The organism is Micromonospora sp. NPDC047465 (genome assembly GCF_040643125.1).
Lineage (GTDB): Bacteria > Actinomycetota > Actinomycetes > Mycobacteriales > Micromonosporaceae > Micromonospora.
This window is the reverse complement of the sequence record NZ_JBEYTP010000068.1, coordinates 1-23,101: the sequence shown is the minus strand read 5'-3', so window position 1 is coordinate 23,101 and position 23,101 is coordinate 1. Positions and strand designations below refer to the sequence as shown.

At 76.8% G+C, this 23,101-nt stretch carries 7 protein-coding genes; 3 read left to right on the top strand and 4 right to left on the bottom strand.

Features of this window, described 5'->3' with window-relative positions:
* Positions 1-2,309: type I polyketide synthase (locus ABZ793_RS32345; protein WP_357464367.1), on the bottom strand; the 2,309-nt coding region annotated here is incomplete at its 3' end.
* A gap of 286 nt (positions 2,310-2,595) precedes the next feature.
* Between ABZ793_RS32345 and ABZ793_RS32340 the strand changes: the two genes are divergently transcribed.
* Positions 2,596-3,354 (top strand): alpha/beta fold hydrolase, encoded by a 759-nt coding sequence (locus ABZ793_RS32340; protein ID WP_357464365.1) that lies wholly within the window; start codon positions 2,596-2,598, stop codon positions 3,352-3,354.
* A 76-nt stretch (positions 3,355-3,430) separates the two neighbouring features.
* Here ABZ793_RS32340 and ABZ793_RS32335 read toward each other — a convergent pair whose 3' ends face one another.
* Genes ABZ793_RS32335 through ABZ793_RS32325 form a run of 3 tightly spaced genes read right to left on the bottom strand, consistent with a single transcriptional unit; the run spans position 3,431 to position 20,888 of the window.
* Positions 3,431-4,318, bottom strand: a complete 888-nt coding sequence (locus tag ABZ793_RS32335) for a methyltransferase domain-containing protein (protein WP_357464363.1) — start codon at positions 4,316-4,318, stop codon at positions 3,431-3,433.
* A 24-nt stretch (positions 4,319-4,342) separates the two neighbouring features.
* Entirely contained in the window at positions 4,343-5,935 is a 1,593-nt protein-coding gene (locus ABZ793_RS32330) for a bifunctional 3-(3-hydroxy-phenyl)propionate/3-hydroxycinnamic acid hydroxylase (protein WP_357464360.1), read from the bottom strand.
* A 34-nt stretch (positions 5,936-5,969) separates the two neighbouring features.
* Entirely contained in the window at positions 5,970-20,888 is a 14,919-nt protein-coding gene (locus ABZ793_RS32325) for an SDR family NAD(P)-dependent oxidoreductase (protein ID WP_357464358.1), read from the bottom strand.
* Positions 20,889-21,125: 237 nt separating this feature from the next.
* Between ABZ793_RS32325 and ABZ793_RS32320 the strand changes: the two genes are divergently transcribed.
* Both ABZ793_RS32320 and ABZ793_RS32315 read left to right on the top strand, forming a co-directional pair.
* Positions 21,126-21,929, top strand: a complete 804-nt coding sequence (locus tag ABZ793_RS32320; protein ID WP_357464356.1) for a hypothetical protein — start codon at positions 21,126-21,128, stop codon at positions 21,927-21,929.
* Complete coding sequence (locus ABZ793_RS32315; protein ID WP_357464354.1) at positions 21,929-22,969, top strand: 3-dehydroquinate synthase family protein; 1,041 nt, start codon at positions 21,929-21,931, stop codon at positions 22,967-22,969. Before ABZ793_RS32320 ends, ABZ793_RS32315 begins: the two co-directional genes overlap by 1 nt.
* Positions 22,970-23,101: the final 132 nt, after the last annotated feature.

The window sequence follows — 23,101 nt, the reverse complement described above, 5'->3', positions numbered from 1 at the left end:
AGGACCGCGCGGAAGTCGTCCAGCATCGGCTCCATCAGGCGCGAGTGGAACGCGTGACTCACCGACAACCGCTTGACCCGCCAACCCCGCCCGACGCACCGCTCGGCGACCCCATCAAGCACCGACAGCGCACCCGACAGCACCACCGACCCCGGCCCGTTCACCGCCGCAACGTCCACCACGTCACCGACCAGCCCACGAACCTCGCCCTCGGACGCACCCACAGCCAGCATCCCGCCACCAGCCGGCAACGCCTGCATCAGAGACCCACGCGCCGCCACCAGCTTGCAGGCATCCTCCAACGACAACACCCCCGCCACATAGGCGGCAGTCACCTCACCAATCGAATGCCCAGCCAGATAGTCCGGCCGCACACCCCACGACAACAACAACTCATACAGAGCCACCTCAACCGCAAACAACCCCGCCTGCGTGTAGACGGTCTGATCCAACAGCTCGGCCCCGGCGGAGCCCGCATCCGCGAACAGCACCGACTTCAACGGCTGCGGCAGCACCCGGTCCAGGTGCCCACACACCTCGTCGAGGGCCGAGGCGAACACCGGGAACGAGTCGTACAGCTCCCGACCCATCCCCACCCGCTGCGAACCCTGACCCGTGAACAGGAACGCCCGACGGCCGGTAACCACCTCACCCGAGACGACGGTGCCCGCCCCACCCGCCCCTGCGAGGACGTCGAGGCCCGCCAGCAACTCGTCCCGATCGGCGCCGAGGACCACCGCCCGGTGCTCCAACGCCGCCCGAGCGGTGGCCAGGGACCAGCCCGCCTCCACCACATCCGAGGACCCGCGCCGGGCGAACTCCGCCAACCGCGCAGCCTGACCGGACAACGCCTCCGCCGACCGCCCCGACACCAACCACGGCACCACCGACAGACCCGGCACGGCCGACGCCTCGACCGCAACCGCCTCCGCCTGCTCCACGATCACATGCGCGTTCGTCCCCGAGATCCCGAACGACGACACCGCCGCCCGACGCGGCCGACCCACCACCGGCCACGGCGCCGACTCGGTAGCAAGCGCGACAGCCCCCGACGACCAGTCCACCTTCGACGACGGCACATCCACATGCAGCGACGCCGGCACCACACCGTGCCGCATCGCGAGGACCATCTTGATCACACCCGCCACACCCGCGGCGGCCTGCGTGTGACCGATGTTCGACTTGATCGACCCCAGCAGCAGCGGCTCCGCGCCGTCGCGGCCCTGGCCGTACGTGGCGAGGAGGGCCTGCGCCTCGATCGGATCACCCAGGGTGGTACCCGTGCCGTGCGCCTCCACCACGTCGACGTCGGACGCCGACAACCGCGCGTTCGCCAGAGCCTGCCGGATCACCCGCTGCTGCGACGGGCCGTTCGGCGCCGTCAACCCGTTCGACGCCCCGTCCTGATTGACGGCGGTCCCCCGCACCACCGCGAGCACCCGGTGGCCCATGCGCTGCGCGTCGGACAGCCGCTCGACGAGGAGCATGCCGACGCCCTCGGCGAGGGAGGTGCCGTCGGCACCGTCGGCGAACGCCCGGCACCGGGCGGACATGGACAGGTTGCCCTGGCGGGTGAAGTCGACGAACACGGCGGGCGTGGGCATGACCGTCACGCCGCCGGCCAGGGCCAGGTCGGACTCGCCGGAGCGCAGCGACTGCACGGCGAGGTGCAGCGCCACCAGCGAGGACGAGCACGCGGTGTCGACGGTCACCGCCGGCCCCTCGAAGCCGAACGCGTACGCGACCCGGCCGGAGCTGATGCTGCCGGCGTTGCCGAGGCCGAGGTAGTCGACGACGCCGTCGGGCACGTCGGCGGCGCCGGCGGCGTAGTCGGCGTGGGTGAGCCCGGCGAAGACGCCGACGCGGGCGCCCTTCAGCCCGAGAGGGTCGACACCTGCGGACTCGAACGCCTCCCACGAGGTTTCCAGCAGCAGCCGCTGCTGCGGGTCCATGGCCAGGGCCTCGCGGGGCGAGATGCCGAAGAAGCGCGGGTCGAAGTCACCCGCGTCGTGGACGAAGCCGCCCTCGCGTACGCAGGACGTCCCGGGGCGTTCCCGGGTCGGGTCGTACAGCTCGGCGAGGTCCCAGCCGCGGTCGGTCGGGAAGGGGCCGACGGCGTCACCGGACGCGGCGACGAGATCCCACAGCGCCTCGGGGGAGGTGATCCCGCCGGGGAAGCGGCAGGCCATGCCGACGATGGCGATGGGCTGCTGCGCCTCGTCCTCGACGTCACGGAGCCGTTGCCGGGTCCGGCGCAGGTCGGTGGTGACCCTCTTCAGGTACTCCCGGAGCTTTTCTTCGGTGTCCATCAACCTGACCCATCGCGGTGGCCGGCGGAGACCTGACGTAGGCGACGGTACGAATGCGCGAATTCCTCAGGCCAGATCGGTTGTCGTCCCTTGAGCACAATTCTGCCGAGAGCCACGGGTCCCCTCTGCGGGGGAAAGCTATGGCGTCGCGATGACCTGCGACAACCCCTAACCCACGCCGCCGTCCGCTAGGGGTGGTCCCGGCCCGGTGGATCCGATTAGCGTCCGTTTGATCGCACGGCGCCCGCGTTGACGGCGGCGCCACCGGTGGAAGGACCGTGTACGAATGACCGACTCAGACAACGGCCTGTGGGTCCGCCGGTTCCACCCGGCGCCGGCCGGAGCCCCGCGGCTGGTGTGCCTGCCGCACGCCGGAGGGTCCGCGAGTTTCTACTTCCCGGTGTCGCGGGCGCTGTCGCCGGCCGTGGAGGTTCTCGCCATCCAGTACCCGGGGCGGCAGGACCGCCGCCACGAGCCGTGCGTCGGCACGATCCCGGAACTGGCCCGGCAGGTGTTCGGGGTGCTGAAGCCGTGGCTGGACCAGCCGCTGGCGATCTTCGGGCACAGCATGGGCGCGACGCTGGGCTTCGAGGTGGCACGGCTGATGGAGGCGGAGACGGGGCGGCCGGCGGCGCACCTGTTCCCGTCCGGGCGGCGGGCGCCGTCGTGCCACCGGCACGAGACGGTGCACCTGCTCGACGACGAGGGCCTGCTCGCCGACATGAAGAAGCTGAGCGGCACGAACGCCGCCGTGCTGGGTGACCCGGAGCTGCTGCGGGCGGCGCTGCCGGCGATCCGCAACGACTACCGGGCGGCGGAGACGTACGAGTACACGCCGGGGCCGGCGCTGAGCTGCCCGGTGACGGTGTTCACCGGCGACGACGACCCGAAGGCCACGGTCGACGAGGCGAAGGCGTGGGAGCAGCACACCACGGGCGCGTTCGACCTGCACGTCTTCCCGGGCGGGCACTTCTTCCTGGCCCAGCACCAGGCGGCGATCCTGCGTACCATCTCGGCGGCCCTGGCCCGGACGGCGGTCGGCTGACCGCGCGGACGCGCACGCGGAGACGGCGCGGCCCCCGCCGCCCGGGACGACCCGGGGCGGCGGGGGCCGCGGCGTGTCACGACTTGTGGCCGACGGCGATGACGTAGTCCAGCAGCGCCAGCTCCTTCTTGATCAGCTTCTCGTCGCGCCAGTGGTTGGCCATGCCCTTGACCGCGCTGCGCTCGACCTCGGCCTGGAAGGCCGGGTCGCTGGGCCGGCTGGCCTGGAACTGCCGCCAGCCCTCCCAGGTGCGGTCCTGGATGGACTGCACGTCGGCGTTGGCGAAGCCGGCGGCGGTCAGCTGCTCGGCGTAGCCGGCCCGGTCGTGCCAGTTCTCGTCGGGGATGCTGAACTTGACGAAGCTGAGCGGGCCGGCGCTGATCGACATCCGGGGGGTGCCGTTGCTCAGCGGGATGATGTCGGCGGTGGCGAGGGTGCCGCCCGGCTTCAGCACCCGGAACGCCTCGGAGAAGAAGGCGCTGCGCGGGTAGAAGTGGAACGCCGACTCCAGGGCCACCACCCGGTCGAACGTGTTGTCCTCGAACGGCAGTGCGGTGGCGGTGCCGAGCTGGAACTGGGCCTGCTCGGCGAGGCCCTCCTCGCGGGCGCGGGCCTGGGCGTGCTCGACGTGCCGGGGGGTCACGTTGATCCCGTGCACCTTGGCCACCCGGCGGTCCCGCAGCCAGGCGAAGTCCTGGTCGCCGTAGCCGAACCCGACGTCGAGGACGGTGTCGTCGGGCTTGAAGCCGGCGGCGTCGGCGAGCTTCATGGCCAGCGCCTCGCCGGCCACGTCGAGGCTGGTGACGCCCTCCTCCCAGTACCCGACGTTCATGTAGCGGGTGGTGCGGGCGGCGAACTCCACGCCCGGGGACTGGATCTCGTAGAAGCGGCGGACGCGGGTGACCGGGTCCTTGGTGGTCAGGGTCCGGATGAGCCGGCCGAGGGTGCGCATGTTCTCCAGCAAGTGGGGCTCCTTCTCCAGTGGTGGTCAGGGTTGCAGCGCCCGGGCGGACACCTGCTGGCGCAGGTCGTCCACCAGGGCGGCCAGGCCGTCGGGGCCCGCCGCCACGCCGAAGACGTAGAAGTCGGGCCGGATCAGCACGGCATCGGCGGCCGCGCCGTCCAGGTACGTCAGGAGGACGCCGTCGAGGTCGACGACGTCGCCGTCGGCGGCGGAGGCGGCGTCGCCGGGGCGGACGGTGACCCGGCGGGCGTCGAGGACGTCGAGGAACGCCGCCCGGTCCACGTCGAGGCCGGGGGCCGGGTCGTCGCGGGTGAGGAGCACGAAGCCGGTGCCGACGACCTCGTCGAGGCGTCCGGTCCGTCCGCCGGCGGTCACCCGGCCCTGGGGCGCGGGGTGCCCGGCGTGCGGGGCGGGCGCGCCGTCGGCGGCACGGTGCAGCACGCCGTCGACGACGGCCTCGCGCAGCGACCGGGCGTGCCGCTGCTGGGTACGCCGGCGCAGCGCGGCGAGCATCACCGAGTCGCGGCCGGCGGCCTGCTTGGGATCGGTCTCGCAGATCACCTTGCCGGAGTCGATGGACATCCGGATGGCGTGCTGCACGTGCGCCCGCCGCTCCACCTCGTACGTGTCGAGCAGCGCCGGGTCGGCGAGGCCCCGGTGGACGAGGTCCAGCTTCCAGGCCAGGTTGACCGCGTCGCGGAAACCGGAGCTCATGCCCTGGCCGAGGAACGGGGGCATGACGTGGGCGGCGTCCCCGGCGAGGAACACCCGGCCGGAGCGCCACCGGTCGGCGTAGCAGGCCTGGGTGGTGTAGACGCCGTAGCGGTCGAGGCGGGCGGTGTCGGGGGTGATGTCGAACAGGCCGAGCAGCCGCCACACGCTGTCGAGGCTCTGGAACTCCTCCAGGGTCTCCCCCGGCACCCGCATGAACTCCCAGCGGCGGTGGCCGGGTCCGGCGGAGACGGCGGTGCGGGGGCGGGCCGGGTCGCAGATCTGCAGGTTGTTGGGCTTGAACTCGACCGGCTCGTTGAGCACGACGTCACAGACCAGCCAGTCGTGGGTGAAGCCGAGGTCGGTGACGCCCGCGTCGAGCCAGCGGCGGACGAAGCTGTTCGCCCCGTCGCAGCCGAGCACCCAGCCGGCGGTGAAGGAGTGCTCGGCGCCGGCCGCGTCGACGGCGGTGACGTCCACCCGGTCGCCGTGGTCGGCCAGCGCCGTCACCTCCAGCCCGCGCAGCACCTCCACGCCGGGCAGGGCGGCGCCCCGCTCGGCGAGGCGGTCCTCCAGGCCGGGCTGGTAGAAGGAGGTGGAGTCGGGCCAGCCGGCGGGGCCGTCCTCGGCGACCTTGACGTGCAGCAGGGTCCGGCCGAAGCCGTTCTTCCAGGTGTACTCGCCGGACAGCTCGGTGACCGGGTCGTCGGCGGCCGGCGCGAGCACGTCGGCCAGGCCGCAGGCGGCGAGGATGCGGCTGGCCTCGCCGTCGTACGACACGGCCCGGGGCATGCTGTACGGGGTGGTGTGCTTCTCCACCACCCGTACGGTGAGGCCGCGCTGGGCGAGCAGGATCGCCGCCACCTGCCCGACCGGGCCGTAGCCCACGATCAGTACGTCGGTCATCGCCGTCCCTCGTGTAGTCCGCGTCGGGCCCGCGTCAGAGCCCGAGTTCCTGGTCGATCAGGCTGAAGATCTCGTCGTCGCTGGCGTCGTCGAGGTCGAGGTCGTCGTCGGTGGCGGACGCGCCGCGCATCGTGCGCCACTTGGCGACCAGCACCTCCAGCCGGGCGGCGACCTGGGTGTGCAGCTCCGGCTCGACCACCGTCTCGGTCAGCGCCCGCTCCAGGCTCTCCAGCTCGGTGAGGATCGCCGGGACGGCCTCGCCGCCGTCGGGGACGAGCTGGGCGCGCAGGTGGCCGGCCAGCGCGGTCGGGTCCGGGTAGTCGAAGATCACCGTCGCGGGCAGCCGGTGGCCGGTGGCCTCGGCGAGCCGGTTGCGCAGCTCGACGGCGGTCAGCGAGTCGAAGCCGATCTCGTTGAACGCCTGGCCGGGCCGGATGGCGTCCGGGCTGGCGTGACCGAGCACGGTGGCCGCCTCGGCGCGCACCAGGTCGAGCAGCAGGGCCGACTGCTCGGCGGCGGTGAGCGCCCGGAGCCGGCCGGCGAGGTCCCGGCCGGCTCCGGCCGCCGCCGACCGGGCGCGGGGGCGTTCGCGCCGCACCAGGCCGCGCATGAGCGCGGGTACGGCGGCCCGGTCGGCGAGGGCGGCCACGTCGACCCGGGTGGGCACCAGGTGCTCCTCGGGCGCGGCCAGCCCGGCGTCGAACAGGGCCATCCCGAGGTCGGAGGGGATGGCGAGCTGGCCGTCGCGGGAGGTGATCCGGGGGTCGGTGCAGTCCAGCTTGGCGGTCATCGCGCTGGCCTGCTCCCAGAGGCCCCACGCGTACGACTGGGCGGGCAGGCCGGCGCCGCGGCGGGCGTGGGCGAGCGCGTCGAGGTACGCGTTGGCGGCGGCGTAGTTGCCCTGCCCGGGTACGCCGAACACGCCGGCGCCGGAGGAGAACAGCACGAACGCGGCGAGGTCGAGGTGGCGGGTCGCCTCGTCGAGGTGGCGGGCGGCGTCCACCTTGGGCCGGAACACGGTGTCGATCCGCTCGGGGGTGAGCGCGGTGACGACGCCGTCGTCGAGGACACCGGCGAGGTGGACCACGGCGGTGAGCGGGTGCTCGGCCGGGACGGCGGCGACCAGCCGGGCCACGGCGTCGCGGTCGGCGACGTCGGCGGCGGCCACGGTGACGGTGGCGCCGAGGGCGGTCAGCTCCCCGGTCAGCTCGGCCGCGCCGGGGGCGTCCGGGCCGCCGCGGCTGGCGAGCAGGAGGTGGCGTACCCCGTGCCGGGTGACCAGGCGGCGGGCGACGAGCCCGCCGAGCAGGCCGGTGCCGCCGGTGACGAGGACGGTGCCGTCGGGCTGCCAGCGGGCCGGCATGGTGAGCACGACCTTGCCGACGTGCCGGGCCTGGCTGACGTACCGGAAGGCGTCGGGCGCCTGGCGGACGTCCCAGGCGCGTACCGGCAGCGGGGTGAGCGTCCCGGCCGCGAACAGGCCCATCAGCTCGACGAGCATCCGCTGGATCTCGTCGGGGTCGACGGTGGTCAGGTCGTACGCCTGGTAGGCGACGCCGGGATGGTCGGCGGCGACCTGGTCGGGGTCGCGCAGGTCGGTCTTGCCCATCTCGACGAACCGGCCGCCGCGGGGCAGCAGCCGCAGCGACGCGTCGACGAACTCCCGGGCGAGGGAGTCGAGCACGACGTCGACGCCGCGTCCGTCGGTGGCGGCGAGGAACGCCGCCTCGAAGTCGAGGGTGCGGGACGAGGCGAGATGGTCGTCGGGTACGCCCATGGCCCGCAGGGCGGGCCACTTGCCGGGGCTGGCGGTGGCGTACACGTCGGCGCCGAGGTGGCGGGCGAGCTGGACGGCGGCCATGCCGACGCCGCCGGCGGCGGCGTGCACCAGCACGGACTCGCCGGCCCGCAGCCGGGCCAGGTTGACCAGCCCGTGGTACGCGGTGAGGAACACCACCGGCACCGAGGCGGCCTGCGCGAACGTCCAGCCGGCGGGAACCGGCACGAGCAGCCGGCGGTCGGTGACCGCGACCGGGCCGAAGCAGCCGACGAAGACGCCGAGCACCGGGTCGCCGGGGCGCAGGTCGGTGACGGCCGCGCCGACCTCGGTGACCACGCCGGCGGCCTCGCCGCCGGGCGGGCCGGGGTCGCCCGGGTAGAGGCCGAGCGCGTTGAGCACGTCGCGGAAGTTGAGGCCGGCGGCGCGTACCCGGACCCGCACGTCCAGCGGGCCGAGCGGCGCGTCGGCGGCGTCGGTGGCGACGAGGGCGAGGTTCTCCAGGCTGCCGCGCGTCGGGACGTCCAGCCGCCAGGCGTCCGCGCCGGCCGGCGGCGTGAGCGTCGGCGCGTCGGCGCGGCGGGCCAGCCGGGGGGCGTGCGGGGCGCCGCCGCGCAGCGCCACCTGGGGCTCCCCGGCGGCGAGGACGGCGGCGAGGTCGGCGGCGGTGGGCTCGGCGTCGGCGTCGAGCAGGACGAACCGGTCGGGGTGCTCGGACTGCGCGGAGCGCACCAGACCCCAGGCGGTCGCCGCGTCCGGGTCGGTCACCTCGGCGGGGCTGTGCACGCCGACCGCGCCCCGGGTGAGCAGGACCAGCGGGGTCTCCGCCCAGCGGGGGTCGGCGAGCCAGCCCTGGACGAGGGCGAGCGCCTCGGCGGCGACGCCGCGTGCCCGGTCGGTGCCGGCCGCAGTCCCGGCGCCGCCCGTGTCCGGCCCGTTCGGCACGGGGTGGGCACCGCCGAGCGGGGCGAGGACGGCGTCCGGCGGGGGCGCGCCGTCGTCGACCGCACGGGCCAGGGCGGTCAGGTTGGGATGGTGCGGGAGCCCCGCGACGGCCGGGCCGAGCGCCACGACCCGGGCCGGTCCGGCCGGCTCCGGGGCGGCCAGCGGCTGCCAGCCGAGGCGGAACAGGGCGTCGCGGACGCTGGCGTCCTCGGCGCCGAGCTCGGCGCGGGAGATGGGGCGCATGGCCAGGGACGCCACCTCGGCGACCGGCTCGCCGGCCGCGTCGGCGACGGTCAGGGCGATGGCGTGCGGCGCGACCTGGGTGACGCGGACGCGCAGCGCGGTGGCGCCGGCGGCGTGCAGGGTGACGCCGTTCCAGGCGAACGGCAGCAGCAGCCGTCCCGCCCCGGCCTTGGCGAGGCCGCCGAAGTGCGCGGCGTGCAGTGCGGCGTCGAGCAGGGCCGGGTGCAGCCCGTAGCGGGCGGCTTCGGCCCGCTCGGCCGGGGGCAGCTCCACCTCGGCGTACACCTCGTCGCCGCTGGTCCACACGGCGCGCAGCCCCTGGAACGCGGGCCCGTACGCGTACCCGTCGGCGGCGAGCCCGGCGTAGAAGCCGGCCAGGTCGACGGCGCGGGCGTGCGGCGGCGGCCAGGCGGCGAGGTCCGCGGGCGGGGCCGGCGAGTCGGCGGTGGACAGGGTGGCGGTGGCGTGCCGGGTCCACGGGGCGTCGGCCGGGTCGTCGGCGGGCCGGGAGTGCAGGGTCACCGGGCGGCGGCCGTCGTCGCCGGCCGGGCCCACGGCCACCTGCACCTGGGTCGCCCCGTCGGCGGGCAGGGCGAGCGGCGCCTCGATGACCATCTCGTCGAGGCCGGGGCAGCCGACCTCGTCGCCGGCGCGCAGGCACAGCTCGACCAGGCCGGTGCCGGGCACGAGCACGGTCTCCATGACCCGGTGGTCGGCCAGCCACGGCTGGGCGGCGGCGGAGAGCCGGCCGGTGAGCAGGTGGCCCTTCGCCTCGGCGAGGGCCACGGACGCGCCGAGCAGCGGGTGCCCGGCGGCGTCGAGGCCGGCGGCGCCCACGTCGCCGGGGCCGCTGACGGGGCGGGGCCAGTAGCGGCGGTGGGCGAACGCGTACGTGGGCAGGTCGACGTGGCGCCCGCCGGCCAGGGCCGGCCGCCAGTCCACCGGCACCCCGGCCACGTGCAGCTGGGCCAGGGAGAGCAGGAACCGGGCCCGGTCGCCCTGGTCGCGCTGCACCGAGCCGACCACGATGGTGTCGTGGTCGGCGAGGGTCTCCTCGATGCCGACGGTGAGCACCGGGTGGGGGCTGCACTCGACGTACGTGTCGTGGCCCTCGGCGGCCAGCGCCCGGACGGCCCGTTCCAGCTCGACGGGCTGACGCAGGTTGCGGTACCAGTAGTCGGGGCCCAGCTCGGTGCCGTCGACCCAGCGCAGGTCGGTGGTGGAGAACATCGGCACGGCGGCCGGGCCGGGCGTGATGCCGGCGAGGGCGTCGGCCAGTTCGTCGCGGATGCGTTCGACGTGCGCGGAGTGGGAGGCGTAGTCGACGGCGATGCGGCGTACCCGGGCGTTCTCGGCGGCCAGGCTCGCGAGCAGTTCCTCGACGGCGGCCTCCTCGCCGGAGACCACCACGGCGGCGGGGCCGTTGACGGCGGCCACGGCGATCCGGTCCCCGTACGGGGCGACCCGCTCGCGGACCACGTCGGCGGGCAGCGCGACCGAGGCCATCGCCCCGTGCCCGGCGAGGGCCCGGATGGCGCGGCTGCGCAGCGCCACGACGCGGGCGGCGTCGGGCAGGGAGAGGATCCCGGCGACGCAGGCGGCGGCGATCTCGCCCTGCGAGTGGCCGACCACGGCGGCCGGCTGCACGCCGTACGAGCGCCACAGCTCGGCCAGCGACACCATCATGGCGAACAGGGCGGGCTGCACCACGTCGACCTGGTCGAGGCTCGGCGCGCCGGGGGTCTGGCGCAGCACGTCCAGCAGCGACCAGTCCAGGTGCGGCCGCAGCGCGGCGTCGCAGGCGGCCATCCGCTCGGCGAACACGGGGGCCTGGTCGAGCAGGTCCAGCCCCATGCCGAGCCACTGGGAGCCCTGGCCGGGGAAGACGAACACGCACCGGCCGGCCGGGCCGGCGTCGCCGCGTACCAGCTCGGGGGCCGGCCGGCCCTCGGCGAGCGCGTCGAGGGCGGCGGCGATCCGCTCGGGGTCGGCGCCGACAAGCACGGCCCGGGCGTCGAACGCGGCCCGAGTGGCGGCCAGCGACCAGGTCACGTCGACGGGGCGCTGGTCGGGGTGCGCGGCGAGGTGGGCGCGCAGCCGCCGGGCCTGCCCGGCCAGTGCCTCGGGGGTACGGGCCGACAGCAGCCACGGCAGCGCGGCGGGTTCGGCCGGCTCGGCGGGTGGCTCGTCGACCGGGGTGGGCTCGTCGACCGGGGCGGCCTCGACGATGACGTGGGCGTTGGTGCCGCTGATGCCGAACGACGACACGCCGGCCCGCGCCGGCCGGTCCTGGTGAGGCCACGGCCGGGCCTCGGTGAGCAGTTCGACCGACCCGGCGGCCCAGTCCACGCGGGAGGTGCGCCGCTCGGCGTGCAGGGTGCGGGGCAGGACGCCGTGCCGCATGGCGAGCACCATCTTGATCACGCCGGCGACGCCGGCCGCGGCCTGCGTGTGCCCGAGGTTGGACTTGACGGAGCCGAGCAGCACGGGCGGGGCGTCGGCGGGGCGCTGGCCGTACGTGGCGAGGATCGCCTCGGCCTCGATCGGGTCGCCGAGCGGGGTGCCGGTGCCGTGCGCCTCGACCACGTCCACGTCGGCGGGGGTGAGCCGGGCGGCGCCGAGCGCGGCGCGGATCACCCGCTCCTGGGAGGGGCCGTTCGGGGCGGTGAGCCCGTTGGACGCGCCGTCCTGGTTCACGGCGGTGCCGCGCACCACGGCGAGGACGGGGTGGCCGCGACGGCGGGCGTCGGAGAGCCGTTCGACGACGAGCATGCCGACGCCCTCGGACATGCCGAACCCGTCGGCCTCCTCCGCGAACGCCTTGCACCGGCCGTCGGCGGCGAGGCCGCGCTGGCGGCTGAACCCGGTCAGGCCGGCGGGGCTGGACAGCACGGACACGCCGCCGGCCAGGGCCAGGTCGCAGTCGCCCTGGCGCAGCGCCTGGACGGCCAGGTGCAGCGCGACGAGGGACGCCGAGCAGGCGGTGTCCACGGTGACGGCGGGCCCTTCCAGCCCGAGGGCGTACGCGACGCGGCCGGACAGGACGCTGCCGGCCGTGCCGGTGAGCAGGTGCCCCTCGTCGGCGGTGACCTCCCCGTCGTCGGAGGGGACGCCGGGGGCGATCTGGTCGGCGTAGTCCTGGCCGTGGGTGCCGGCGAAGACGCCGGTGCGGCTGCCGCGCAGCGCGCCCGGGTCGATGCCGGCCCGTTCCAGGGCCTCCCAGGAGGTCTCCAGCAGCAGCCGGTGCTGCGGGTCCATGGCGAGGGCCTCGCGGGGGCTGATGCCGAAGAACTCGGCGTCGAAGTCGGCGATCCCGGTGAGGAACCCGCCCGAGCGCACGTACGTCTTCCCGGGCGTGCCGGGCACCGGGTCGTACAGGTCCGCGAGGGGCCAGCCCCGGTCGGTGGGCAGGTCGCCGACGACGTCGGCGCCCGCGTCGAGCAGCCCCCACAGCTCCTCGGGGGAGCCGATGCCGCCGGGGAACCGGCACGCCATGGCGACGACGGCGACCGGCTCGTCCAGGGCGACGGTGGTCGCGTCGGCGACCTCGGTGGCGGCGGTGCCGAGCAGCCGGGCGTGCAGGTGGGCGGCGAGCGCCTCCGGGGTGGGGTGGTTGAAAACGGCGTGCGGCGCGAGCCGGACGCCCGTGGCGGCGGAGAGCCGGTTGCTCAGCTCGACCGCCATGAGGGAGTCGAAGCCGAGTTCCTTGAACGGACGGCGGGGTTCGACCTGCTCGGGGCCGGCGTGCCCGACGACGGTGGCGCACCGGGTGCGAACCAGGTCCAGCAGCACGGCGGCGCGCTCGGGCTCGGCCAGCCCGGCCAGCCGGTCGGCGAACCCGGACCCGGACGTGGCGGCCTCCGCGTGGTTGACGGCCCGGCGCGGCGGCGGGGGCAGCAGCGCCCGCAGCAGGGCGGGCGCCTCCCCGGTGGCCCGGACGGCGGCCAGGTCCAGCCCGATCGGCACGAGGGCGGGCCGGTCGGCGTGCAGCGCAGCGTCGAACAGGGCCAGGCCGGCGGTGGTGTCGAGGGGGCGGGTGCCGCCCCGGGCGAGGCGGGCCAGGTCGGCCTGGCCGAGCCGGCCGGCCATGCCGTCCTCTTCCGCCCACAGGCCCCACGCCAATGCGGTGGCCGGCAGGCCGGCGGCACGGCGGTGCGCGGCGAGCGCGTCGAGGAACGCGTTGCCGGCCGCGTAGTTGCCCTGGCCGGGGCTGCCGAAGACGGCGGCGGCCGAGGAGAACAGCACGAACGCGGCGAGGTCGAGGCCGGCTGTCAGCTCGTGCAGGTGCCACGCGCCGTGCACCTTGGCCCGCAGGGTCCGCTCCCAGCGGGCCGCGTCGAGGCCGGTGAGCAGCGCGTCGTCGGTGGCCCCGGCGGCGTGCACGACGGCGACCAGCCGGTCGGCCAGCGGGGCGATGACCGCTTCGAGGACGGCCCGGTCGGCGACGTCGGCGGCGACCAGCCGAACGGTGACCCCGGCGTCGGTCAGCTCGGTCATCCAGTCGGCGGGCCGCGCGGTGCGGCTGAGCAGCACCAGTTCGGCGACGCCGTGCGCGCGGGCGAGGTGCGTGGCGACGTGCCGGCCGACGCCGCCGGTGCCGCCGGTGACCAGCACGGTGCCGCCCGCGAGGGCCGGGTGCGGCGCGCCGGGGGCGGTGCCGGCCTCGGCGCGCGGCGCCGCCGGCCCGGGATGTGCGGCGGGGTGGTCGACCGGACGGAGCCGGGGCAGCAGGGCGCGGCCGTCGCGGACGGCCACCTCCGGCTCGTCGAGGCCGACGGCCAGGGCCACGCGGACGGCCGCGTCGTCGCCCGCGTCGAGGGTGAGCAGGAGGAACCGGTCGGGGTGCTCGGCCTGGGCGACCCGGACCAGCCCGGCGACCGGGGCGTGCACGGGGTCGCCGTCGCGCACGGCGAGGGCGAGCCGGGTGGTCTCCGCGCGGGGGTCGTCGAGCCAGCGCTGGAGCAGGCCGAGGATCTCCAGCCCGACGGCGTGCGCCCGCTCGGGCACGGCGTGCCCGGGGTCGCCGTCGCCGACCCGCAGCACCAGCAGCGGCGGCAGCGGCCCGTCCGGGGGCGTGCCGTCGGCGAGGGTCCAGGCGGGCACCGGCGCGGGCGGGGCGGCCGGGGGCAGCCAGTCGACGGCGTACAGGCCGGCGGGCGCCGGGGCGGCGGCCGGGGCTTCGGCGGGGGGCAGGTCGACGGCCCGCAGCACCACCCGGTCCGCGTCCAGCACGGGCGCGCCGGCGTCGTCGACGGCGCTGAGCGCGACCGCGTCCGCCCCGGCGGGGGCGAGACAGACCCGCAGCGCGTGCGCGCCGGCGGCGTGGGCCCGGACGCCCGACCAGTCGGTGGGCGCGACGGTCGCGCCGACCTCGGCGGTCGGGAAGTCGGCGAGCGGCAGCAGGCGCAGGGCCGCGTCCAGCACCAGCGGGTGTACGCCGTACCGCTCGGCGTCGGCGTCGCGGGCGTCCTCCGGCAGGCGTACGTCCACGTACAGCCGGTCCCCGGCGACCCACGCGGCCCGGGCCAGCTCGCCGGCCAGCGCGCGGCGCTGTGGCGTGCCGAGATCCACGGGGCGCGCCCCGGCGGGCGGCCAGGGGGCGCCGGCCGGTCCTGCCGGTGCGCCGGCGGGCGAGCGGGCCGGCCCGGCGTGCGAGAGCGCCGGAGCGGCCTGCGGGTCGGCCGGGGCGAGCACCGCCTCGGCCACCTCCCGCCAGGGCTGGTCGTCGCCGGCCCGGACGTGGCAGCGGGCCAGCCGGCGCAGGTGCTCGTCCGGCCCGTCGACGGTGACCTGCACGTCCACGGCCAGCCCGGCGGGCAGCGGCACCGGCGCGGGGACGGTCAGCCGCTCCACGGTCGGGGCGTCGAGGAGCCCGCCGAGGTGGGTGAGCACGTCGAGCAGGGCGGTGGCGGGCAGCAGCGGCGGCGCGCCGTCGGCCGGCGGGGCCAGCCACGGGTGGGTGGCCGCGGCGACCCGGCCGGTGCAGACGACCTGCCCGGTGCCGGCGACCGGCAGCACCGCGCCGAGCAGCGGGTGCCCGGCGTCGGCCAGCCCGACGTCGGCGGGGCCGCCGGCCACCGCCGAGTACGGCAGCCAGTAGTGCCGGCGCTGGAACGCGTACGTGGGCAGGTCGACGCGGCGGTGCGGGCCGGGGCCGGCCACGGCGGCCAGGTCCACGGCGACGCCCCGCGTGTGCAGCCGAGCCACGGCGGCGAGCAGCGCGTCGGGTTCGCCGTCGACGCCGCGCACGGCGGGCACAAACGCCAGGTCGTCGGCCTCGGCGGCCAGGCAGTCCTGGGCCATCGCGGTGAGCACGCCGGCCGGGCCGACCTCCAGGAACGTGGTGACGCCCTGGCGGCGCAGGGCGCGCACCCCGTCGAGGAAGCGGACGGTGCCCCGGACGTGCGCCACCCAGTACTCGGGCGAGCAGAGCCGGGCCGGGTCGACCGGCTCGCCGGTCAGGTTGGACACCATCGGCAGGCGCGGGGCGCGGTAGGTGAGGCCGGCGGCGACCGCGCGGAACGCCTCGAGCATCGGCTCCATGCGCGGCGAGTGGAACGCGTGCGACACCCGTAGCCGGCTGGTCCGCCGGCCGGCGGCGCGCAGGGTGGCCGCGACGGCCAGCACGGCGTCCGTGTCGCCGGAGAGGACCACGCTGGTCGGGCCGTTGACGGCGGCGAGACCCACCCGGTCGGTCAGGTGGCCGGTCACCTCCGCCTCGTCGGCCTCGACGGCGACCATCGCGCCCCCGTCGGGGAGCTGCTGCATGAGCCGGGCGCGGGCGGCGACCAGGGCCGCCGCGTCGGCGAGGGAGAACACCCCGGCGACGTGCGCGGCGGCCAGCTCGCCGACGGAGTGCCCGCCCACGGCGTCGGGGCGTACGCCCCAGGACTCCAGCAGCCGGTACAGCGCCACCTCGAACGCGAACAGGCCCGGCTGGGTGTACAGGGTCCGGTCGAGCAGGCCGGCCGGCTCGGTCCCCTCCGGCGCGAACACCACGTCCGCGATCCGGTGCGGGGCGTGGCCGGCGAGGCAGCGGTCGAGTTCGGCGCAGGCGGCGTCGAAGGCGTCGGCGAAGACGGGGTACGCGGCGTGCAGCGCGCGGCCCATGCCGGGCCGCTGGCCGCCCTGCCCGCCGAACAGCAGGCCGAGCTGCCCGTCGACGACCCGGCCGGTCAGCAGGGCGGCGGTGTCGGGCTCCTCCTCGCCCCGGGTGAGGGCGGTCAGGCCGGCCCGGGCGGCGGCCGGGTCACCGGCCAGCACCACGGCCCGGTGCTCCAGGGCGGCGCGGGTGGTGGCCAGCGCGTGGCCGACGTCGGCGGGGTCGGCGTCCGCCCCGGGCCCGTCGAGCCAGGCGAGCAGGCGGGCGGCCTGGTCGCGCAGCGCCTCGCCGGTGGCCCCGGACAGCGGCCACAGCACGGGCGGCCGGGCCTCCGGGCCGGCAGCGGGTGCGGCCTGCGGCGCAGCCTCGGCGACGCGGCTGGCCACGGTGTCGGCGGCGCGGCCCGCCACGGCCTGCGCCGCGGTGGGGGCGGCCTCGACGATGACGTGGGCGTTGGTGCCGCTGATGCCGAACGAGGAGATCCCGGCGCGGCGTGGCCGGCCGGTCCGGGGCCACGGCACGGAATCGGTGAGCAGTTCCACGGCGCCCGCCGACCAGTCCACCTCGGAGGTCGGGGCGTCCACGTGCAGGGTGCGCGGCAGCGTCCCGTGCCGCATGGCGAGCACCATCTTGATCACTGCGGCGGCCCCGGCGGCGGCCTGGGTGTGGCCGAGGTTGGACTTCAGCGAGCCGAGCCGCAGCGGCTCCGCGTCGCCGCGTCCCGCCCCGTACGTGGCCAGCAGCGCCTGCGCCTCGATCGGGTCGCCGAGCCTCGTGCCGGTGCCGTGCGCCTCGACGGCGTCCACGTCGGCGGCGGTGAGCCCGGCGGCGGCCAGCGCCCGGCGGATGACCCGCTCCTGGGCCGGCCCGCTGGGGGCGGTCAGCCCGTTGGACGCGCCGTCCTGGTTCACGGCGCTGCCGCGCACCACGGCCAGCACGGGGTGCCCGTGGCGGCGTGCGTCGGAGAGGCGTTCCAGCAGCAGCAGGGCGACGCCCTCGGACCAGCCCGTACCGTCGGCGGCCTCGGCGAACGCCTTGCACCGGCCGTCCGGGGCCAGCCCGCGCTGCCGGCTGAACTCGACGAACGCCTGCGGCGTACCCATGATCGCGACGCCGCCGGCCACGGCGAGGGTGCAGTCCCCGGCGCGCAGGGCCTGGGCGGCCAGGTGCAGCGACACCAGCGACGACGAGCAGGCGGTGTCGACGGTGACCGCGGGCCCCTCCAGGCCGAGCGCGTACGCGACCCGCCCCGAGACGACGCTGCCGGCGGTGCCCACGCCGAGGTAGCCCTCGGTGCCGGGCGGGGCCTGGCGCAGGTTCGCCGCGTAGTCGTGGTGCATGACGCCCGCGAACACGCCGGTGGCGCTGCCACGCAGCGAGGTCGGGTCGATGCCGGCCCGCTCGAACAGCTCCCAGGACGCCTCCAGCAGCAGCCGCTGCTGCGGGTCCATGGCCAGCGCCTCGCGGGGGCTGATCGCGAACAGGGTGGCGTCGAAGTCCGCCGCGTCGGGCAGGAACCCGCCCACCCGCACGTACGAGGTGCCGGGCTGGTCGGGGTCGTTGGAGAACAGGTGGGCCAGGTCCCAGCCCCGGTCGGTGGGGAACCCGGTCAGCCCCTCCCGCCCGGAGTCGACGAGGTCCCACAGTTCCTCGGGCGAGGCGACCCCGCCGGGCAGCCGGCAGGCCATGGCCACGATGACGATCGGGTCGTCGGCGGCGGACCAGGCCGGCCCGTCCGGGGCGGCCACCGGCTCCGGGGCGGCGCCGCGCAGCCGGGCGGCGAGGTGCCGGGCGAGGGCGTCGGGGCTCGGGTGGTCGAACGCGGCCGTCGCGGAGAGCCGTACCCCGGTGGCGCGGGTCAGCCGGTCGCGCAGCGCGACGGCGGCGACGGAGGTGAAGCCGAGTTCCTTGAACGCGCGGCCCGGCCGGACGGCCGCCGGGCCGGACAGGCCGGCGACCTCGGCGGTGGCGGCGCGGACCAGCCCGAGCAGGAGCCGGTCGCCCTCGGCGGTGGTCAGCGCGGCCAGCCGGCGGCGCAACTCGGCGTCGTCGGCGTCGCCGGCGGGGCCGGTCCCGGCGGGCGCGCGCCAGGCGGGGTGCGCCGGGTCGGCCGGGCCGGCGAGCAGGACGAGGTCGTCGCCGTCGTGGGCGGCGTCGAACGCGGCGAGGTCGGCGCGGACGGCGGCTGCGGCCTGGTCCGGCCCGCCCGACACGGATTCGTCGGTCCCGGCGGGCCCGGCCGCCGGGACCAGCCCTCCGGTCGTACCGACCAGCCGGGCGGGCAGACCCGCCGCGCGGCGGCGGGCGACCAGGGTGTGCAGGGCGCCGACGGCCGCCGCCGCCCGCGCCCGGCCGGCGGCGCCGCGCAGCAGGGCCGCCGGGGCGAGGACGGTGAACGCCGTGGCGGCGGCGTGCCTGGTCCGGGCGTCCAGCGCCTCGGCGAGGGCGAGCAGCCGGGCGACGGCGTCGTCGTCGGAGAAGTCGTCGTCGGACGGGCAGAGGAACACCGCGCCGAGCGGCGCGTCGTCGCCCGCGGCCCGGCCGGCGCGTAGCGCGGTGGCCTCGGCGCCGGCCGCGACCAGATCCGCGATCAGGTCGTCGAGGCCGGCCGTCGGGTCGGTGCGGACCAGGTGCACCCGGCGGGCGCCGTGCGCGCCGACCAGGTGCCGCGCGAGGGCCGCCCCGGTCACCGCGTCGGCGCCGGTCACCAGGGCGACGCCGGCCGGGTCGACGACCGTCGCCGGCCGCGCGGGCGGGCCGGCGGGGGGCGGCGCGAGGAGCGGGTGCCGGGCGGCGCCGGCGCGGAGGGCGACCTGCGCGGCGCCGGCGTCCACGGCGGCCGGCAGCAGGGCCGGGGAGAGCCTGTCGGCGTCGCGGTCGACCAGCACCACCCGATCCGGGTACGCGGCCAGCAGGCAGCGGCCCACCGCCCAGGCCACGACGGCCGACGGGACGAGGTCGGGGGCGTCGGGGCGGTCCGGGGTGGACGCGTCCACGGCCCCGGTGGTCAGCAGCACCACCCGGCCGTCGGCGGACCGCTCGTCGTCCAGCCAGCCCCGCGCCGCGTCGGCGAGACCGGCCGCGTCCCCGGCGGGCCCGACCGCCAGCACGGTCACGTCGGGCCGGTCGGCGTCCGCGGCCAGCTCGGCCAGGTCGGGGTACGTCCGCACCGCCGCCCCGGCGGCGCGCAGCGCGGCGGCCGGCTCCTCGCCGCCCGCGCCCACCACCGCCCAGCGCGGGCCCGGGGCTCCGTCAGCGTCGGCCCCGGCCGGCGGCGCGGCGGTCAGGTCCAGCGGGCGCCAGGCGATCCGGGTCAGCGCCTCGTGGTGGCTGCCGTTGACGGCGCGCAGCCGGGCGGGCCGCTCCAGCAGCAGCCGCCGGGTCACCTTGCCGGAGGCGGTCCGGGGCACCGCCCCGATCTCGTACAGTTCCTCGGGCACCTTGTGGTACGCGAGCCGCTCCCGGCAGGCCGCGTACGCGGCCCGGGGGTCGAAGCCCTCCGGGCCGGGGACGACGAACGCCACGGGCACCTCGCCGAGCACGTCGTGCGGCCGGCCGGTCACCGCCACGTCGGCGACGCCGGGCACCGCGCGCAGCGCGTCCTCCACCTCGCCCGGGTGGATCTTCTCCCCGCCCCGGATGATCAACTCTCGGTGCCGCCCGGTGACGAACAGGTTGCCGCCGGCGTCGAAGCGGGCCAGGTCGCCGGTGCGGTACCAGCCGTCGCGCAGCGCGGCGGCGGTGACCTCCGGCAGCCCGTGGTAGCCGAGCATGACGCTCGGGCCGCGTACCCAGACCTCGCCCTCGTTCCCGGTCGGGACGTCCAGCCCGGTCTCCGGGCTGACCAGCCGCACCTCGACGCCGTCCACCGGCTGCCCGCACGATCCCTCGACCCGGGGCCGGTCGGGCCGGGTGACGGCGATCGAGCCGCAGGTCTCCGTGCTGCCGTACGCGTCGAGCAGCGGCGCGTCGAAGACCTCGTGGAACGCGCGCCGCAGCGCCCCGGTGGTGATCGCCCCGCCGACCAGGCACACCCGCAGGGCCGGGGCCCGGAAGCCGGTCTCCCGGGCGCCGGCCACCAGGTGGTGGTACATCGCCGGCACCCCGGCCAGCACGGTGGCCTCGTCCTCGGCGACGGCGCGCAGCACGTCGTCGGCGGAGAAACCGTCGACGAGCCGGGCGGTGGCGCCCACCGCGGTCACGCTGAGCACGCACCCGATGTGGGACAGGCTGTGGAACAGCGGCAGCGGCCAGACCACCCGGTCGGCGTCGGTGAGGCCGGGCACCGGCACGTAGCAGGACGCCACCGACCACAGGCAGGTGCGCTGGGTGGAGAGCACGCCCTTCGGCTCGCCGGTGGTGCCGGAGGTGTAGAGCATCCAGGCGACCTCGTCGAGGGCCAGGTCGTCGCGGGCGGCGACGGCCGGCTCCGCGTCGGCCAGGTCGCGGAACGCGGTGACGCCCTCGGGCGCGGGGTCGTCCCCGACGACCCAGACGCGCAGGCCCGGCCGGTCGGCCCGCAGCCGCAGCAGCCGGGCCAGGTGCGCCGGGTCGGTGACGACGAGCACCGCCCCGGAGTCGTCCAGCAGGTGGGCCAGCTCCGCGTCGGTGCTGTGCGGGTTCAGCGGTACGCCCACCGCGGCGGCCCGGGTGACGGCGAGCCACGTCTCCACCGTCTCCACGCGGTTGCCGAGGCACATCGCCACCCGTTCGCCCCGCCCGACGCCCGCCGCCGCCAGGTGGCCGGCGAGTCGCCGGGTACGCGCCTCCAGATCGGCGTACCCGACGGCGCGGCGCTCGTCGCGGAAGGCGACCTTGTTCCCGAGCCTCGCGGCGTGGGCCCTGAGCAGATCGGGCAACGGCTGGATCAGGTCGCTCCGAAGCATGTCACCACATCCGTCCGTCGGCGAGACTCCTCATCGCGGCGTAGACCTCGCTCGCCGTACAACGGCACAAGTCTTCCGAGCACCGTGGCGGCGACCTACCCCTGTCACCCCCTAAGTCGTCCCCAGTTCCGACCGGCGACGTGCCGGCGGGACGGGCCGCAGGCCGATGATGGGGCCGACCCCCGCAGACCGGCCGTCGCGCCCGCGCTCTGCCCGCCGTCAGTCGAGGTGCCGTCCGTGGAACGCTCCTGGTTGTTCGCCCGCCTCGCCGTGCCGGCCGGCCGGTGCCCGGACGCGCGGGTGGCCGAGATGGTGCCGACCGTGCTGGCCGGGCTGGTCGCCGACGCCCGCCGCGCCGACCCCGGGTCGGACTGGTACTTCGACCGGCTGAACCAGGGCCTGAGCCTCGGCTTCCACGCGTTCTCGCCCGCGCTCGACGCCGTACGGCGGGGACTGCTCGCGCACGACCCGGCCGTGTCCTTCGCCGCCGACCCGTACGCTTTCCGCGACGCCGCCCGGGGCGGGCCGCTCGCGTACGCGGGCAGCGACCTGGCGCTGGCCCTGCTCGGCGGGGACGGCGCCTGGCTGGCCGGCCTCGAACTGCCCCTCGCGGTGGCGCACCTGCGGCACCTGACCGGGCTGATGCCGGAGGCCGACCGGCCGGCCTTCCTCTTCCTGCACTGGCAGGACCGGAGCTGGTCGCTGACCGGGGCGCAGCGCCGGGACCTTGCCACGCAGGCCGACGCCGGGGCGGAGAAGATCGTGCTGGCGGCCGGGGACCTGCCGTTCACCGGCGAGGTCGCCGCCGCGTGGCGGCGCTACCTGCACCAGGTGGCCGACGTGGTCGGCCGTCCCGCCGAGGTGCCGCGCGGCTTCCTGCTGGCGCACCACGCCCAGCTCACCCATGACCGGTGGGGCATCGCGCCGGAGGTGGACTCGCTGGCGGCGATGGCGCTGCGGCTGTGGCTGGTCCGCGCCGGCCAGGACGCCCCCGACCCGTCCCCGCCCTTCGTCCTGCGCCCCCAGGAGGTGGCAGCCTGATGCACCCGACCCGCACCGACGACCGTCCCGCCACGGAGCCGTCCCGGATCGAGGTGGCGCTCGGCGAGCGCGCGTACCCGGTGCTCATCGGTCCCGGCGTGCGCCACCGGCTGCCGGCGGAGGTGGCGCGGATCGGTGCGCGCCGGGTCGTCGTGGTCTCCGCCCGCCCGGCCGAGTGGACGCCGGACCCGGGGGTGCCGCACCGGGTGGTGCCGGCCCGCGACGGCGAGCACGACAAGACGTTGTCCACGGTGGAGCAGTTGTGCCGGGAGTTCGCGGACTTCGGGTTGACCCGCTCCGACGCGGTGGTCTCCTGCGGCGGCGGCACCACGACGGACGTCGTCGGGTTGGCCGCCGGCCTCTACCACCGGGGCATCGCGGTGATCCACCTGCCGACGTCGCTGCTCGCGCAGGTGGACGCCAGCGTCGGCGGGAAGACGGCGGTGAACCTGCCGGAGGGCAAGAACCTGGTGGGCGTGTACTGGCAGCCCCGCGCGGTGCTCTGCGACACCGAGCACCTGGGCACGTTGCCGGAGCGGGAGTGGCGCAACGGCTACGGGGAGATCGCCCGGGCGCACTTCATCGGCGCGGGAGACCTGCGCGACCGGCCGGTGGACGAGCAGATCGCCGCGTGCGTGGCGCTCAAGGCCCAGGTGGTGGCCGCCGACGAACGCGACGCCGGGCTGCGGCACATCCTCAACTACGGCCACACGCTGGGGCACGCGCTGGAGATCGCGACCGGCTTCCGGCTCCGGCACGGCGAGGCGGTCGGCATCGGCACGGTGTTCGCGGGACGACTGGCCGGGATCCTGGATCGGATCGACGCGCACCGGGTGGTCGAGCACCACGAGGTGGTGGCGTACTACGGCCTCCACACCGCCCTGCCGGCCGGGGTGGACCACGACGAGCTGGTCGCGTTGATGCGCCGGGACAAGAAGGCGACGTCGGGGCTGTCCTTCGTGCTGGACGGCCCGACCGGCCCGGACCTGGTCGCCGACGTACCGGAGTCGGCCGTCCGCGCCGCCCTCGCGAGGATGTGAGCAGCGCGGCGCGAAGCCGGCTCCCGGGTGGGCGTCCCGGTCATCGCCATCCTCGGTATCGAGGAGCTCTCCGAGGAAGACAAGATCACCGTGCAGCGCGCGCGGCGGATCGAGCGCTTCCTGTCGCAGAAC

What these genes read in the sequence shown, in the direction of transcription:
- ABZ793_RS32330 (WP_357464360.1), bottom strand. Translation starts at nt 5,935, where the DNA reads ATGACCGACGTACTGATCGTGGGCTACGGCCCGGTCGGGCAGGTGGCG.
- ABZ793_RS32315 (WP_357464354.1), top strand. Translation starts at nt 21,929, where the DNA reads ATGCACCCGACCCGCACCGACGACCGTCCCGCCACGGAGCCGTCCCGG.
- ABZ793_RS32325 (WP_357464358.1), bottom strand. Translation starts at nt 20,888, where the DNA reads ATGCTTCGGAGCGACCTGATCCAGCCGTTGCCCGATCTGCTCAGGGCC.
- ABZ793_RS32340 (WP_357464365.1), top strand. Translation starts at nt 2,596, where the DNA reads ATGACCGACTCAGACAACGGCCTGTGGGTCCGCCGGTTCCACCCGGCG.